A 15,728-nucleotide genomic window follows, 5' to 3' on the forward strand; every position below is an offset into this window, starting at 1 on the left:
ATCTACTCCTTGGTCGTGGGGTCGTGGCGGTGCTGTAAGGGCTGTGCGGGCGCGGGCCGGGCCGTGTCGTGTGCGGACTCGGCGAGGACGATGCCGCGCTGGAAGGCGGCCATCAGGCCGGGGTCGTGCAGGGTGTGCTCGTCCTCGCGGCGCGTCGCCGGGGCCTCGCGCAGCTGCGGTACCAGGTGCTCCTGGCTGCGGCGCCGGGGCAGCCGGGGCCGGCCCCCGGCCCCCGGGACCGGGGCCGGGGCCGTCGCCGGATCGGGCTCCGGGTGCCCGGCGGGCGCGGGCGGCATCGGCGCCGGGTGGGCCGGGGGCGCCGCGGCTCCGGGGAGGGCTCCCGCCGGGCTCGGGCGGTCGCGGTACTCCCCGCGGACGGGGAGGGGGTCCGGTCCGGTCCCGGGGTCCCGGGCGGGCTCCCGCTGCGCGGGCAGCGGCTGGGCGTTCCCCGCCGGCGGCCCGGCGTGACCGGGATCGGTGTGCCGCCGCGGGCCGCCCGTGTGGCCGGTCCCCCGGGCGGGCTCGCCGTGGAAGCGGTCGCCGGGCGGCTCGGCGGGGGGCGGCTGCGGGAGCCGCGGGGGGCCGGTTTCCGCGGCGGTGGAGGCGGCGGTCGGCCGGGCTCCGTCCGAGGCGGCCGCGACGGGGTCGGAGCCGAGCAGGCCCTGGGGCAGGACGAGCACCGCCTGGACACCGCCGTAGATGTTGGACTGGAGCCTGACCGCGATGCCGTGGCGGCGCGCCAGGGCCGAGACGACGAACAGCCCGATCCGGCCGTCCTGGAGCAGGTGGCCGACGTTGACCTGGTCGGGGTCGGTGAGCAGGGCGTTCATCCTCTCCTGCTCCTCGGCCGGCATGCCCAGCCCGCGGTCCTCGACCTCGACCGCCAGTCCGGCCGTGACGTGCTGGGCGCGCATCAGCACCTGGGTGTGCGGTGCGGAGAAGAGGGTGGCGTTCTCCACGAGTTCGGCCAGCAGGTGGATCACGTCCGCCACCGCGTGGCCCCGCAGGGTGCCGTCGATGGGCGGAACGAGCTTGACCCTCGGGTACTGCTCCACCTCGGCGATGGCGGACCTCAGGACCTCGGTCATGGTCACCGGGTTGGACCACTGGCGCCGGGAGATGGCGCCGCCGAGCACCGCGAGGTTCTCGGCGTGCCGGCGGATGCGGGTGGCGAGGTGGTCGACGTGGAAGAGGCCCTTCAGCAGTTCGGGGTCCTCGACCTCGTTCTCCAGTTCGTCCAGGAGCTGGATCTCCCGGTGGACGAGGGACTGCAGGCGCCGGGCCAGGTTGACGAAGACCTCGACCTTCTGCTCGTTTCCGACGCTGCTGGACAGGCGCGAGGCCTGCACCACCGCCGCGAGGGCGGCCTGGTGGGAGCGGCCGAGTTCATGGGCCAGCAGGTCGAACTCGTCCCCGCCGCGGGGCGCGGCCGCGGCGGCGCGGCGTGCGGGCGGGGCCTCGCCCCGGCGCAGCCCGTCGACGGCGGTGCGCAGTTCGGCCTGGCCCCGGGCGGCGCCCCGGCGCAGCGCGGAGGCGCGGGCGAGCAGGGAGGCGGCGGTGCGCTCGGCTCCGACGGCGGCCGAGACCACGGCCGCGGCCGCGAGCGAGGCCGCTCCGAGGAGCACGAACCACAGGGTGAAGGTGGGTTCGGGGGAAGCCGCCTGGAGCACGAAGGTGACGGCGGCGGCCCCGCTGAGCGTGGCGACCACGGCCGGCAGGACGGCCGCGCGCAGCAGCTGGGGGCGTATGCGGGTGTCCGGCCGTCCCGGTGAGGAGGGCGACCGCCCCGGTGACGGCAGGGAGCGGGCGCCCGGCCGCCCGTGGCGCCCGCCTTCTCGGCGGTCGGACCGCGCGGCGGGTGCGCGTAGTTGAGACATCGGCGTCCTCGGTACGTGGGGTCCCAGGAATCGGCGTACAGCGGGAGAGCGGTGCACGGGCAGGCCAGGGGCACACGGAGAGAAGCCCACCGTTGATCACCGGCAACACACGGTAGTCGGCGACCGGACGAGGACGAGCAGCAGTGGGAAAAGTTCCCCGGGGCGCGTGCTGCTCTGGTATGAGGGCCGCAGGGCGGCGCGATACGGGGCGAGGTGTCACGGCATGTCCCGGGGCGGCACCCCGTCGGCACCACCCGGGGCGGGGGACGGGGGCGCCGGACGGATGCCGGGGGACGCGTGCGGGCAAGAACGATTCACCCGGACGAAGGAAGGGGTCGCGCTCCCGCGCACCGGCCCGGCCGAGGCCCGCCCCGGGTGGACGCGCTCCCCTCCGCACGGCCGCCCGGTCCCCAACGGGGCCCCACCCGGCCGGCCGTGCGGGGCGGTCAGCGCGCGGAAGCCGCCACGGGCGGGTGGGGGACCTGCCAGGTGGCCCGGACGAGGGCGCGTTCGGTGGCCGCGAGGTGGACGGCGGCGGCCAGCCAGGCCCGTGCGTAGCGGTCGGGATCGGGGTCGGTGGACCGCCCGAAGGCGTCGCGGCCCCGGCGGCCGGCCTCCGCGGCGAGTGCGGCGCCCAGCTCGGCGGCGGTGTGGAAGCCCGCACGGCGCAGTCGCGCGGGTCCGGCTGTGCCGCCCGCGCCGGGGCCGCCGCCGCGGTGCTGCTCCGCGACCGTCCTGCGCCCCCCGGCGACGGCGAGCTCCACCAGCCGGCGCGCCTGCCACAGGGGCGAGTCGGCCAGGGGGTCGGGACCGGTCGCCTCGGCGGGCGGGGGCTCGATCCCGTCGGCCGGCGGGAAGTGCGAGCCCTGCAGGCGGTCGTAGCCCAGGTCCGCGCGCCCGCTCCACTCCGGGGGCAGGCGCAGCGTCGGGCCCGTACCGGGCACGGGGCCCACCGCCAGGGCGTGGAGGGTGGCCGTCCGCGCGGTGTCGACCCGCCCGAGCACCCGTATCCGCAGACCGGGACGGGCCGCGAGGCGGCGGAGGTTCGCCGTGTGCGCCAGGTCGGGGTGGCTGCCCGCGGCGACCAGGCGGATCAGCGGGCCGTCCGGCTGCTCCGTCCCGTCCGGGGGCAGCGCGCGGGCGAGTACCTGGTCACCGCGGGCACCGACGACCACCACGTCGCTGCCGACCGGTTCCCGGGCCGCCCGCTCCGCGGCCTCGGGGTCGTCCCAGGGGTCGGGGGACAGCCGCTGCGCGACCGCTTCGGCGAGCGGGCGGGCGAACAGGGCGCCCACGGGGCCGGAGGACCACGGCAGGCCCGGGAGCGGGGTGGCCCGCACTCCGCGGCCGGAACCCAGGCGGCCGTCCGGGGAGACCGTCGCCCCTGCGATCAGCAGCCCCCGGCGGGCGAGTGCGCCGTGGTCGAGGGCGCCGCCGCCGAGTGCCACGGCGGCCGTCCCGGCGCCGCGTGCACGAGACGGGCCGCCGGGTCTCACGTCGGCGAGGGTGTACCAGCGGCCGTCCTCACCCACCAGATGGGTGACCACCCCGGCGTACCCGGTTGCGCTGATCACCGGCTCCCGCAGGACGCCGTGGACGCGGAGGCCGCCCTCCGGCCGGTAGTCGCGGCGGACGGTGCCGACCAGCCCCGGGGCGGGGCTTCCGGAGGCGAGCAGGTCCGCCGTGCGGAGGAGGTCGCACAGGGCCGAGACGAGGTCGGCGAGCCGGTGGCCGTCGTGGCGGGCGCGGGCGGCCCGCAGGCCGCGGACCACCCGCAGCGCCGCGGCCTCAGCCCGGACGAGCCCGGCCAGCCGGGCGGTGTGCGCGGCGCGCAGGAGTTCCGCCTGCGGCACGGCGCCCGCGGCGGGGGTCCCGGAGTCCAGGACGGCGGCCGCGGCCGCCCACAGTCCGGCCGCGGCCGAGCGCTGGGCGGAGGTGGGAGGGGGCGGCGCGGGACGGCCGGCGGGCGGGGGGACCCGGTCCTGCGCGGTGGACGCCTCGGGTGCGCCGGAGCCGCCCTCCGGTGCGCCGGCCCCCTCCTGCCGCCCGGCGGCCCGCGGGACCGCGGACCGGCCGTGCGGACCACCGGCCGCCGGGTCGGCGACGGGGCAGGCGCCGAGGACCGCGGCCCGGTGGAGGCACCGGGGTGCGAGCAGGCACGTGCAGCGGGCCTGCCCGGGGGCGTCGACCGTCCCGGAGGCTCCGGGGTGGAGGCTGACCTCGGCGTCCGCCCCGCAGTCGATGCGCAGGACGCCGTCGCCGTCCCCGACGGCGACGGGCGCCGCGGCGCAGCGCTCGATCGCCGCGTCCAGCTTCCTGCGGAGCCGCGAGGTGAGGCCCTCGACGGCGGCGGCCACCACCTCGGGCGCCACGGGCGGCAGCGGGACGCGGTCGCCCCGGTCGGCGAGGGCGTTGCGGGGGGTGCTGGACGATGTCACCGGGCTTCTCCACGGAGGCGGTCCCCCACCCAGCGGGCGAGGGCGAGCGGACTGAGGGCGGCGACGGGCATCCCGGCCGCGACGAGCTGCCGGGCGACGGGCACCGAGTAGCGCGGCGCCCCGGCGTCGTCCAGCGCGGCGCAGCCCATCAGGTGGACTCCGGACGCGGCCAGTGCGCGGACCTCGCCGAGCAGTCCGCCGAGCGCGTGGCCCTCCTCGAAGTCGCTGACCACGACCACCAGGGTGCGGCTCGGCACGGTCACGAGCGTGCGGGCGTGCGCGAGCCCCGCCGCGATGTGGGTGCCGCCGCCGACCCGTACCTCCAGCAGCAGTGACAGCGGGTCGGCGACCCGGTCGGTGAGGTCCGTGACCCGGGTGGAGAAGGCGAGGAAGTGGGTGGAGAGCGTGGGCACCCCGCCCAGCACGGCGGCGGTCAGCGCCGACCAGACCACCGACGCCTCCATCGAGCCGGACACGTCGACGACGAGGATCAGCCGCCAGTCCGCCTCCTTGCGGGCACGGGTGCCGAAGACGGGCCGCTCCGGGACGACGACCGTCCGGCCGTCGTCGAGCCGCCGGGTGTGGGCCAGGTTGGCACGCAGGGTGCGGGGCAGGTCCAGCGGCCCGCCGGGGCGGCGGGTGGGCCGCGGGGTGGCGAGGCCGGTCAGCGCGGGCCGGACGCGTGTGGCGAGTTCCCTGGCGAGCTCCTCGACGAGGCGGCGGACCAGGGGGCGCAGCGGGGCGAGCCGCTGCTCCGGCAGGCCACCGGCCAGGGACAGCACCGAGGTCAGCAGCTCGACCGAGGGACGGACGGCGGCGGGATCGAGTTCGGTCAGGACGTCGGTGCGGCCGTGCTCGGCGGCGGCCGCGAGGACCTCCTGCCGGATCTCTTCGCCGAACAGGGCCTGGAGTTCCCCGGCCCACTCGCGGGCGGTGGGGAAGGGCGCCTCCCGGCCGCCGCCGCTGCCGCTGCCGCTGCCCGGGGCGAAGTCGGTGGCGCCCTCGCCGCTGCCCCGGCCGTACAGCTCGTCGAGTGCGTGCGCATAGCCGCGGGCGCCTTCGGGGAGGCGGTCGGTCTCCCGGCCGAGGAGCAGGCGCCACCGGTCGGCGGGGGCCAGGCGGGGTTCCGGGGCGCCGGGGGCGGGGGGCCCGCCCCGCTCGCGGCCGGGTCGGCCGTCGGCGGCCCCGGAGCCTGCCGGCGCGGTGGTGGAGGGGGTGGCGGAGTGCGCGGCACCGCCGGGTGCGGGCCCGTCGGCCGGTTGCGGCAGGCCGAGTTCGCCGAGGGCCGCCCGGCCCTCGGCGTCCGCCGCGGTCCACAGGGCGAGGAGCTCCGGTGGGATGTCCAGGGTGAGGTCGACGCGGTCGCCGAGGCGGTCGGTGACGGCCGCCAGCACCCGGTCCCGGCCGGCCGGGCTGAGTGTGTCGAAGCCGCCGCGGAGCGCGGGCAGCCGGTCCAGGAAGGCGCCGTCGGCCAGGGTGCCGATGCGGTCGAGCAGCGGGTCGAGGGCGGCCGGGGCCGACTGGAGCAGCGGGGCCGCCGCCGTCAGCAGGCCGGCCAGCCGGCGGGCCAGCCGGCGGCGGCCGTCGGGGGTGGCCGCGCGGTCGATCCAGCCTGCGGCACGGGTGCCGAGGGTGTCAGCCCCTTCGAGGTCCAGCAGGACCCGGGCGGCCAGCGCGGCGCCCTGCACGAGCGGTGAGCCGGAGTCGGCCAGGCCGCCCAGGACCCGGTCGAGCCGGAGGCCGAGCCGGTGGTCGGCGGCCCGCGCGGCGAACGCGACCAGGGCTGCCGCGTCCTCCCGGTCGTCGCTGCCCGCGAGTCCCGGCAGCGATCTGACCGCCGTCTCCAGCAGGGCGGCGGACAGCTCACCGGCCCGCTCCCGGGTGTCCGGGGTGGTACCGGGCAGGTGCTCGCGCCGGAGCGCCTGGAGCAGGTCGAGGGCTTCGAGGAGTTCGGGGAGGGTGGCGGAGGCGGGCAGCACGGCGGAGGCGTCGGCGAGCCGGTCGGCGACCAGCGACGGCAGATCGCAGCGGGCGGCGGCCCGCAGCGCGGTCAGGACCTGCGCGCCGGTGGCTCCCCCGTCGGCGGTCTCGCGGCGGAAGGACTCGCGGAGCGTGCCGGCGGCCGCCTGGGCGGCCGTGACGCCCCGTGCACCGGCGAGGTCGAGCAGCGCGGGGACCGAGGGGGTCCAGGCCGATCGCCACCGGCTGGTGAGCGCGGTCGAGTCGCCGGTGCCGGTCACCTCGACCGCATGGGCGTAGCCCACCCCGCAGGCGTCGAGCCGTCGCAGCAGGACCTCCCTGCGCCGGTCGAGCGTCGAGCGGAGCGGGTCGAGGCGGAGCTCGCGGGGCTCGGGCTTCTCCGGGCAGGGCAGGCGCAGTTCGGCGAGCTCGGCCTCCACGGACGGGCCGAGCCCCGAGCGGGGTGTGCCGGGGGCGGTCCTGCCCCGGTCGGTGCCGACCAGGACCGTCTCCAGGGCACGGGCCAGTGCCCGGCCGCGGCCGAGGGGCTCGCCCTGTCCGAGCACGGTCGTCACCGCCTCCAGCAGTTCGCCCCGGCCGGGCGCGGGCAGGCCGCGGAGCCGGGCCAGGTCGCTCGCCAGCCGCAGGGTCTCGGCGGCCTCGCCGGTCCCGGCGGTGTGCCCGGCGGAGCGCAGTTCGCGGCACAGGGCGGTGAGGGCTGCCGCCGCTGCGGCGCGTACCCGCGCCGGGTCTCCCCCGGACTCGAAGACGGCCTGCTGCCACCGGGGGTCGCGGATGCCCGCGGGGTAGCCCGAGCGGGAGTCGAGCAGGTCGAAGGTGTAGGGGACGAGCGAGGTGACCGCGGCGCCGGGTGCGGGCGCGGCGGGGCGCTCGGCGCCGGTGCCCCCGCCCGGCGCGGGGCCCTCGTCGGCGGGCGCGGGCGGTGGCACCGGTCCGGCGGGCGCGGAGCCGAGCAGGGCCGGGGCGTGGAAGGCGCCGACCACCGCGGCGACCCGCCGGCCTCCGGCGGCCGCCCCGGCGAGCACCCGGCGCATGTGCGCCTCGCGTGCCAGGTCCTCGGGCGGCACACTGCCCGCGTCCTCCGCGTCCCGGCGCAGTGCCCAGCCGACGCCGAGTGCGGCCCTGCGGACCGCTTCGGGCGGGCAGCCGGGGGCGAGGACCTCCACGGCCCGGTCCCACAGGTCCTCGCCGTCCCGGCCGGTGCCGGCGGCGGCCAGGGCCTCGGCGAAGGAACGGCCGGTGCGGGCGGAGGCGGACGCCTCCGGGCCGGTCGTCCCCCGGGTGTGCGCGGCGGTGGCGGCCGTGGGAACCTCCGGTGCGCCGGGCGCGTGCCGCTCCCCCGCCGCGGGGTGGGCCGCCTGGGGCTCCGGTGCTCCGGAGCGGCCTCCGTCCGGTGCGCTCCGGGCCGGGTCGGACAGGGGGAGGTCGCAGCACAGGACCTCGGCTCCGCGCTCGCGGGCCCAGCGCACGGCGGCCAGTTCGGGCGAGAAGTCGGCGAACGGGTAGAAGCCGAGCCGTCCTTCGGCTGCACCGGCGAGCGCCACGGGTGCCCGGGTGGCCGGGTCGGACAGGTAGGGCAGCCAGGGCTGGAATTCGGCCGGCAGCTCGACGCAGACCGCCTCGGCGCCGCAGGCGTCGAGCAGGGCGGGGACGGCCGCCGCCAGCGCGGGGCTGTGGTGGCGTACGCCCAGGAGGTAGGGGGCCGCCGATCCGGCGAGCGCGGCGACGGCCTCGCGGGGGTCCGCGCCCTTGCCGGGGAGAGCCGGTCGCCGGGGGCCGTCAGGGCTCTCGGGTGCCGCGCCGGGTGCGCTGTCGTGGTGTGCCGTCACCGCAGGTTCTCCCGCAGGTCCCACAGGCGGCGCCACAGCGCGGAGCCGTTCTCGGCCCGGCGGCGCACCGGGCCGTCCCAGTAGCCCAGGAGCCGGTCGTGGTCCGCGGGGTCGTCCTTGCGGACCACGCCGAGGAGGTGACCGGGCATCAGGTCGAGGGCGTCCCCGGCGGGCAGGTAGGCGGAGGCCACTCCGAGGGACGCGGCGACCTGCACCGCCTCGGCGGTGGACATCACGGTGCCCGGCCGCTCCACGTCCCAGCCCTCGTCGGAGCGCCCGGCGCGCAGGTCGCGGAAGACGGTGACCAGGGCGTCCAGCACGGCGTCGTCCACCCCGAAGGACGCCCCGGCCCGCTCCACCGCCGCCGTGGCCTGGCGGCGCACCAGCGCGGTCTCGGCGTCGGCGTCGGCTATGGGGTGGACGGTCTCGAAGTTGAACCGCCGCTTGAGCGCCGCGGACATCTCCGAGACACCGCGGTCGCGCAGGTTGGCGGTGGCGATGACGGTGAAGCCGGGGGCCGCGGGCACCAGGCCCTCGGTGCTCCCGGCGCCGGAGAGTTCGGGCACGCTCAGCCGGCGGTCCGACAGGATCGACACCAGGGCGTCCTGCACCTCGGGCAGGCAGCGGGTGACCTCCTCGATGCGGGCGACCCTCCCCGTGCGCATGGCGGTGAGGACCGGTGAGTCGACGAGGGCCTCCGGACTGGGCCCCTGGGCCAGCAGCAGGGCGTAGTTCCAGCCGTAGCGGAAGGCGTCCTCGGTGGTGCCCGCGGTGCCCTGGACGGTCAGCGCGCTGGTGCCGCAGACCGCGGCCGCCAGCAGTTCGGAGAGCATCGACTTGGCCGTGCCGGGCTCGCCGACGAGCAGCAGTCCGCGTTCCCCGGCCAGGGTGACCACGCACCGCTCCACCAGGGAGCGTTCCCCCACGAACTTCCGGGTGACCTCCAGCTTCGCGGGCACTCCCGCGGGCGGCTCGCCGGTGAGCGCCAGGGGCTCGCCGCCGCTGCCGCACACGAAGGTGACCACGGCACGCGGGGTCAGCGCCCAGCCCGGTGGGCGGGGGCCGTCGTCGAGGGCGGCGAGGAAGGCCAGTTCGGCGGCGTGGCGCTGCTCGGCCGGCCGGGTCTGCGTGGCCGGGGGCTCCGTCGTCGGGCCGGCGGGCCGGGGGGCGGTTCGGGTCATGGGCTGGGGACTCCGGTGTCGTACGGGCCGGTTCGGGGGCCGCTGGGGCCGGCCGGCCGGGTTCTCGGACGGGGTGGCTGGGGCGCGCGGGTCCGCGGACGGTCTCCCGCGTGCCGGATACGTGTCGGCGCTGCGCCGGGGTGCCCGGTGCCGGGCGCCGACCTGTGCGACGCACGCTACCGACGGCCACCGACAGCGCCTGGCGGCAGGTGCTCCGCCCGGCACCGCTCCGGTGCCGGGCGGGCTCCGGTGGCCGACTCGGGTGCGCCCGCGCGGCGGTGGCCACGAGTCCGCCTGCGCGGCGGCGGAACGCGGCGGCCCGGGCGCGCCGCGCGGCGGTGGCGCGTCCGTCGGGACCCCGCTCCCGCGCGGCGGCCCTGCCGGGTGGCGGTGGCAGGGGCCGCCGCCCAGGACGCTGGCGGGAGCGGGGGCGGGGATCGGGCGGGGACGGGGGTGCGGGCTTCGGGCAAACCGGCTCAGCGGCGTCCTCCGCGCGGCACGTCCAGCTCCTCGAAGCGGGGCGCGTCGCCCTCCCGGACGCGTGTCCAGGCCCTGCGGTACAGGTCCGAGGCCGGTTCGCCGGGGACCACGACACCCAGCGGCGAGTCCTGGCCCGCGAGCAGGTCTCCGTAGAGCGGGAGCTTCCACTGCTCCAGGGGTGTGAGCGGGGACCTCAGGGCCGTCCAGCCGCCCGGCAGGAAGAGCGAGCGGCCCGCCCGGGTGCGCCGCGCCTCCACCACCAGGCGCCCGTGCGCGGCCAGTTCGGCCCGCGCGGCCTTGAGCCGGGCCGGTCTCCACCCGGTCCAGCGCGCCGTGTGGCGGTCCGTCGGGTCGGGCATCGCCAGCAGCATCAGGTACAGCGCGGCGGCGTCCGCCCCGAGGCCGTACGCCTCGGCGGCCTCGCCGACCAGCTGGGGCACCGAGCGCGTCGGGTCCTGCGGCCACCAGGTGCCGTCCTCGAACCGCTCCCCCTCCACCGGGTCGCCGGGACCGGCGAGCAGCGCCCCGAACCGGGGGTCGCGTGCCAGGCGCAGGGCCACCTCGGCGGGGAAGCGCTCCTGTGTACCGGCGCGCAGCGCGGGCAGGTAGGGGTCCTCCCCGGCCGCGTCGAGCAGCGCCGTGCGCAGCGCGGGCGCGGGCTGGTCGTCATGGGTGGCCAGCACCACCGCTCCGTACCGCTCCCATCCGTCGCCGGTCTCGGTGGGGGCGCCGGCCGCCGCACGGAAGTCCGGGAGGTCGATGTACCTGTCCAGGTCCAGCATCAGCCCCGGGTGGGCCAGCCTGTCCCGGACCGCGGCCAGCGCGGCGGGCAGCGCCGCGCGCAGCCGGTCCCCCTCCGGGAGGCGGTGGGCCAGCCAGGCGGCCAGGGCCACGGCACCCACCAGGGCGGTCGCGTCGAATCCCGTGTCCTGCCCGTCGGCCCGGCGGACGCGGTCGCCCTTGATCTGCCAGTTCAGGTCCCGGCTGAGCTCGGGCGCGGCGGCGGGGTCGAGCAGGGCGGGCAGCACCTCGGCGGGCTTCCAGCGGGTCCGCACCGCGCGGACGGCGTCGCCGAGCACCGCCTCGGGTATCGGGGTCCGCCGGCCCACCCGGGCGTTCCAGACCCGGGCGGCCGCGGCCACGTCGGGGCCCTCGGTCCACAGCCGCCGCGGTTCGGCGGGCAGCAGCGCCGAGGTGACGGCCCGGCGGAACCGGGCGTCGAAGCCCTGCAGGAGGTCCTTGGCCACGGCGGCGTCGGCGACCTTCACCCCCAGGGTGGTCCGCGCCTGCTTCGACAGGGAGAAGCGCCCGAACTCGTCGGTACGGGGCATGCCGGCGAGGACGAGCCGGGCCGTCGTGGAGGTCACGCCGGTGAGGCGGGCGAACTCCTCGGCGGCCGCCGGGAGCCAGGGGGCCGGGCCGCGCTCGTCCAGCTCGGCCAGGAACTCGCGCACCCACTGGGCACCGCGGTCCGGCTCCCCGACCGGCTCCGAGGACCGCACGGTGTACGGGGCGGGCACCTCGAAGCGACCAGAGGGGTCGTGGAGGAGCGCGGTGAGGACACGGCCCTCCTCCCCCTCGCGCGGGCCGCCCCAGGCGACGACCACGAGGCAGGCGCCGCCGTCCAGCGGCAGCACGCCCGACCAGTCGCCGTCGCGCCGCTTGCTCTGATAGGGAGTCAGGTGTTGTGCTGCCAGGTGCAGTTCGAACCGGCGCCACGGGGCCGGTCCGGCGCCGGATGCGACTCCCGCGGCGTCCAGCTCCCGCAGCACGGCGAGCAGCGTGTCGCGGTGCTCGGGTTCGGTGGTCACCGCCGCGGCGCGGACCGCGGCCGCCGCGCACCCGTCGGCGAACGCCTGGAGGTCCGGCCAGGAGCGCTGCGGCAGGGGAGGTCCGTCGAGGTGGAGGCGGACGGCGGCCGCGGCTCCCGCGTCCGCGGGGGTCGGCCGCGCCTCGTGTGCGGCCCGGGCGACGGCGCGGATCCGGCGGAGCGCCCGGTCGGAGTCGGCCTCGCCGTACCGGGTGTAGCCGCCGTCGACGAGTCCGGCGAGGGCCTGCCGGACGAGGGTGTCGCCCGGACCCGCGGGTTCCTCCTCGTGGCGGGTGGCCGTGAGCTGCCGGTCGAGTCGTGCGGTCACCTCGTCCAGTTCCTCCTGGCGTGCCGCGGCGTACCGCGCCACCCCGGCGATGCCCGTCACCAGTGCCTCGTGGGTGACCGCCGGGATCAGTGCGCGCACCGCCTCCCGGAGGCCCTTCCCCTCGTCGGTGGACGCGGCCTTCAGCAGCGCCGCCGCCGTGTCCCGGTCGGCTCGGCGCAGGGCGGCCGAGCCCTCCGGGTCCCGGGGGCGCAGGCAGTGCCAGTACTCCACCGGCGGGAGGATCGGGGTGCCCTCCCCGAAGGGGCCCGGGGGGTCGTCGGTGTCGGCCGTGGCGGTGACCGCGCCGTCCGGGTCGACCAGGCTGACCGCGTAGCTGCCGCGGGTGACGGCGCGCGGCCGGTCGTCGCCGGGGAAGAGCAGGGCCGCGACCGGCCTCCCGCACCCGGAGGGCACGGTGACGGCCCGCCCTTCCGTGTCGGTGCCGTGTTGCGAGCCGTCGGGCAGGCCCACCACGCGCCAGCCGAGCACTCCGCCCTCGGGGGCACCGGACGCGGCCGTGCCGTTCGCGGGCAGCAGCCGGGCCTCCAGGAGCGTGCTGCCCTCGGGAGCGGTGCGCAGCGCGTCGGCCAGGAAGGCGGGCACGCTGCGGGGCCCGCGCTGCCCCGTGGCCGGGTCGTACGCGTACCAGCCGGCGCCGGCCCGGCCGGCGCCCGCGGAGCCCTCGCCGTCCCGTTCCCGGTCCCACACCCAGTACGAGCTGCCGTCGCCGATCACCGGGCGCTCTGCGGGCAGCACGCTGTCCCCCCGGTGCAGCACGCCGCCGCCGGTGGTCCGGCCGCCCGCGGGGAGCGGGAGGCTGAACTCGCGGAATCCGCTGTAGTAGTCCATCTGCCGGCCCCGGGGGCTGTCCGTGCCCTCCAGGGGCTGCGGCCGACCGGGAGCGGTGTGCCAGTAGCCGCGCAGCGACCCGTCCAGTGCCCGGGACTCCCAGTGCACGAGGAGTTCGCCGTCCACGAAGTGGAAGCCGGGGTCGCGCCAGGTGTCCCCGGCCGGGATCCGCAGATCGTGGGTGAGGACGGTGCCCTCGGGGCCGATGACCCGGGCCTGGGTGGGGCCGGCGACGACCAGATGGGGCCATGCCTCCGCGACGATCAGCTCGTCCACGTCCTCCTTGCGCACCAGGGCGGTTGCCGCCTCCTCCCAGGCGGGCCAGCCCAGTTCGTCCAGGAGCCCGGCCCGCAGCGTCCGGGCGAGGAGGTCGTCGACCCGGCCGCGGGCGGCCGCCCGGCGGACCTCGTCCGGGGCGAGGGCCAGCGCCTCGCCCGGAATCCAGGCCAGCCGCTCCAGGGCTTCGGGGAAGCCGGGCAGGCCGGCGGCCGACGACCGCGCGGCGACCGTGCGCACCCACTCGGTCAGCAGGGGCCGCCCGCCGGGCGAGGCGGCGAGCAGACGGACGGTGCGCTCTCCGTCCTCGTCGTCGAAGGACGCGTCGGCGGACCGGAGGAAGGCGGGCCGGAACCGGGGGTCGGCCGCCAGGGCCAGCAGGTCCCGCTGCCCCTCCCCCTGCCCCCAGGAGTTCAGGCGCAGGCGGCCTTCTCCCGGGTCGGCCACCGGCAGGCCCAGCGCCAGCAGCAGGTCCAGCAGGTCGACATCGGCCGTGTGCGGCAGCGGCGCCGCGCGCTCGGCGAGTTCCCGTCGCAGCCGCGGGGCCATCCGCTCCACCAGCGTGTACAGGGCCGGCATCCGGTCGGGCCGGTTCCACCGGTGCCGCCGGAAGTCCAGGAACCGCTCCAGCCAGCCCGCGCTGCCGTCGGCGGGGCGTACCGCGCCGGAGTCCTCGCCGTCGCACAGCCCGGCGGTGGCGCCGGACTCCTCCAGGATCTCCAGCCACAGGGCGGACAGGCCGTCGTCGTCGCTGTGCGGCAGGACGTCCAGCAGGGTGGCGCGCACGCCCGCGTCCCGGCGGGCGAGTGCCGCCAGGGCCGTGCGGTGGGCCTTCCACCAGCCGGCTGCCGCCCGCACCGTGCCGGCAAGCCCCAGCAACTGCGCCAGGTAGTCCTGTTCGGCCTCGCCGGACCGCTGCCCGTGGGCGGCCTTGGCAAGGCGCCGCACGTCCGCGGCCATCTGGGCCGACGGCGGAAGACCACCGGAGGTACGGCGCACGCACAACCGGACGTAGCGCCGCAGCGCCTCCTCCGCGGGGAGCCGTGCCGCCAGCTCCTTCGCGTATCCGGACAGCGACTTCACCGGCAGCGCTCCCGCGAGCGCGAACTCCAGGAACACCGCGTCCAGACGGTCCTCGTCGACCGCCAGGCCGTGTTCGGCCTCGGCCTGGCGGGCCGCGGTGAACATCCGGCCGGCGAAGGCGAAGTTGTCCACTCCGAGGAAGGTCCGCCCGGCCTGCTCGTGGAAGGTGGGCAGGAAGTGCGGTACGGACGCGGCCAGCCTGGCGGCCAGCTTCTGGTACGCCTCCAGTGCCGCCTTCGGCTTGGTCCTGGCACGCTGCGCCGCGCGCTCCATCTCCGGTACCAGGTCCAGGGCGCGGTGCCCGTCCTCGGGATGGTTGACCAGCACCCACTCCGGGAAGCCCAGCTCCCGGCGTGTGCCCACACCGACCACCGCCGGCGGGCCGTGGGGCTCCATGCCCATGAAGCCGCACGTCAGGTCCTCGGCTCCGCCCAGTGTCCCGGGGACCAGGCGCACCACCGTGCGGTCCGGGAGACCGGGATGGCGGTAGGCGCGGGCGGTGAGCTCCACCGCCCCCGGCCCGGCCCCCTCGGTGCCGGGCGGCAGCACCGCACCGGCCGCCAGCAGCTCCTCCGGATCGGTGCCCGGTCCCGCCGGGGCGGTGTCCCGGGTCATGGGGTGGTTGCTCATGCGTCCTTGCCTTCCTCGATGATCCGGCCGGCGTGCAGTGCCGCGGCCATCCGCATGCCCTCGGACCAGGCCACGGGTCCGACGTCGCGCAGCCTCAGGACCCGGCCGTCGCCGTCCCGCCACTGCAGGGCGCCGGTCTCGGTGTCGTCGTCCCAGTAGGGCTCCCCGATCCACACCGCCGCCTCGGTGGTCCGCCCGGCCTCCCGTACGAGGCAGGTGGCGCTGCCGCCCGAGACCCGGTAGCCGAGCGAGGCGGCGCGCGCCGCCAGACCGAACCGCGAGGTGTACGCCCCTCCGGCGTACTCCCTGACCTCGGTGCTCCCCGGGGCGGGGTGCTCCGGTGTGCGCCAGGTCGCCCGGTGGATCTGCTCGACCTTCTGCACCACGCCCAACTCGGCGGCGAACTCCCGCAGCTCGTCGAGGTCGGGCAGCAGGACGGGGTGCGGCAGCAGCACCGTCGGCGGCGCCATCCGCACGGTCTCGCCGTCGAGGTTCACCACCCGCAGCTCGCCGGACCCGGTGACATCCCTCAGCAGACCGGGCTCCTCCGGGTCCTCGCCGACGACCACCAGGTCGCGCAGCGCGGACTGCCACGCCTCGTCCGGCCACACCCGCGCCAGCAGCCCGGTCGGCACCGGCAGGGAGGAGACCATCCAGTTGTCCACGCGGGCCAGGCAGTCCTCGGCGTGCCGGTCCAGCCACCGCGCGAAGCGCCGCAGCCGGTCGACCTCGGGGTGGTCCCTGAGTGCCTTCGGCAGCGTCTTCAACTGCCGCCCCGCGGACCGCCCGGTCGTCGACCGGGCGGTCACCCGGCCCCCCACCAGGGCGATTTCGTACCCGTCTCCCGCTGCCAGCCAACCCACCGCAGTCCCCGCCCTTCGCGCACGTGCACCGGCGCACACGCCGAAGGCCCGGGCACACCCGCGCCACGGCCTCCGGCAACGCCGTACTGACGCACCGAACACTA

General features: G+C 78.1%; 6 protein-coding genes. All 6 read right to left on the reverse strand.

Features of this window, described 5'->3' with window-relative positions; all coding sequences use genetic code 11:
• Positions 1-2: 2 nt before the first annotated feature.
• Positions 3-1,877, reverse strand: coding sequence for a sensor histidine kinase KdpD (locus tag NPS70_RS21980; protein ID WP_256526083.1), 1,875 nt, complete (start codon positions 1,875-1,877; stop codon positions 3-5).
• 446 nt (positions 1,878-2,323) lie between these two features.
• Positions 2,324-4,315, reverse strand: coding sequence for an SWIM zinc finger family protein (locus NPS70_RS21985; protein ID WP_256526084.1), 1,992 nt, complete (start codon positions 4,313-4,315; stop codon positions 2,324-2,326).
• Entirely contained in the window at positions 4,312-7,986 is a 3,675-nt protein-coding gene (locus NPS70_RS21990; RefSeq protein ID WP_256526138.1) for a DUF5682 family protein, read from the reverse strand. The genes NPS70_RS21985 and NPS70_RS21990 overlap by 4 nt, the downstream gene beginning before the upstream one ends.
• 134 nt (positions 7,987-8,120) lie before the next feature.
• A complete protein-coding gene (locus tag NPS70_RS21995) occupies positions 8,121-9,305 on the reverse strand; it encodes an AAA family ATPase (RefSeq protein ID WP_256526085.1) in 1,185 nt (394 codons plus the stop codon).
• Between the two features lie 476 nt (positions 9,306-9,781).
• On the reverse strand, positions 9,782-14,761 hold the full coding sequence (locus NPS70_RS22000) for a DNA-binding protein (RefSeq protein ID WP_256526086.1): 4,980 nt from the start codon (positions 14,759-14,761) through the stop codon (positions 9,782-9,784).
• Positions 14,758-15,624: a DUF4132 domain-containing protein gene (locus NPS70_RS22005; protein ID WP_256526087.1), complete on the reverse strand. Its 867-nt coding sequence runs from the start codon at positions 15,622-15,624 to the stop codon at positions 14,758-14,760. The genes NPS70_RS22000 and NPS70_RS22005 overlap by 4 nt, the downstream gene beginning before the upstream one ends.
• Between the last annotated feature and the right edge of the window lie 104 nt (positions 15,625-15,728).

This window comes from Streptomyces sp. C10-9-1 (genome assembly GCF_024497955.1).
Classification (GTDB): Bacteria; Actinomycetota; Actinomycetes; order Streptomycetales; family Streptomycetaceae; genus Streptomyces; species Streptomyces sanyensis.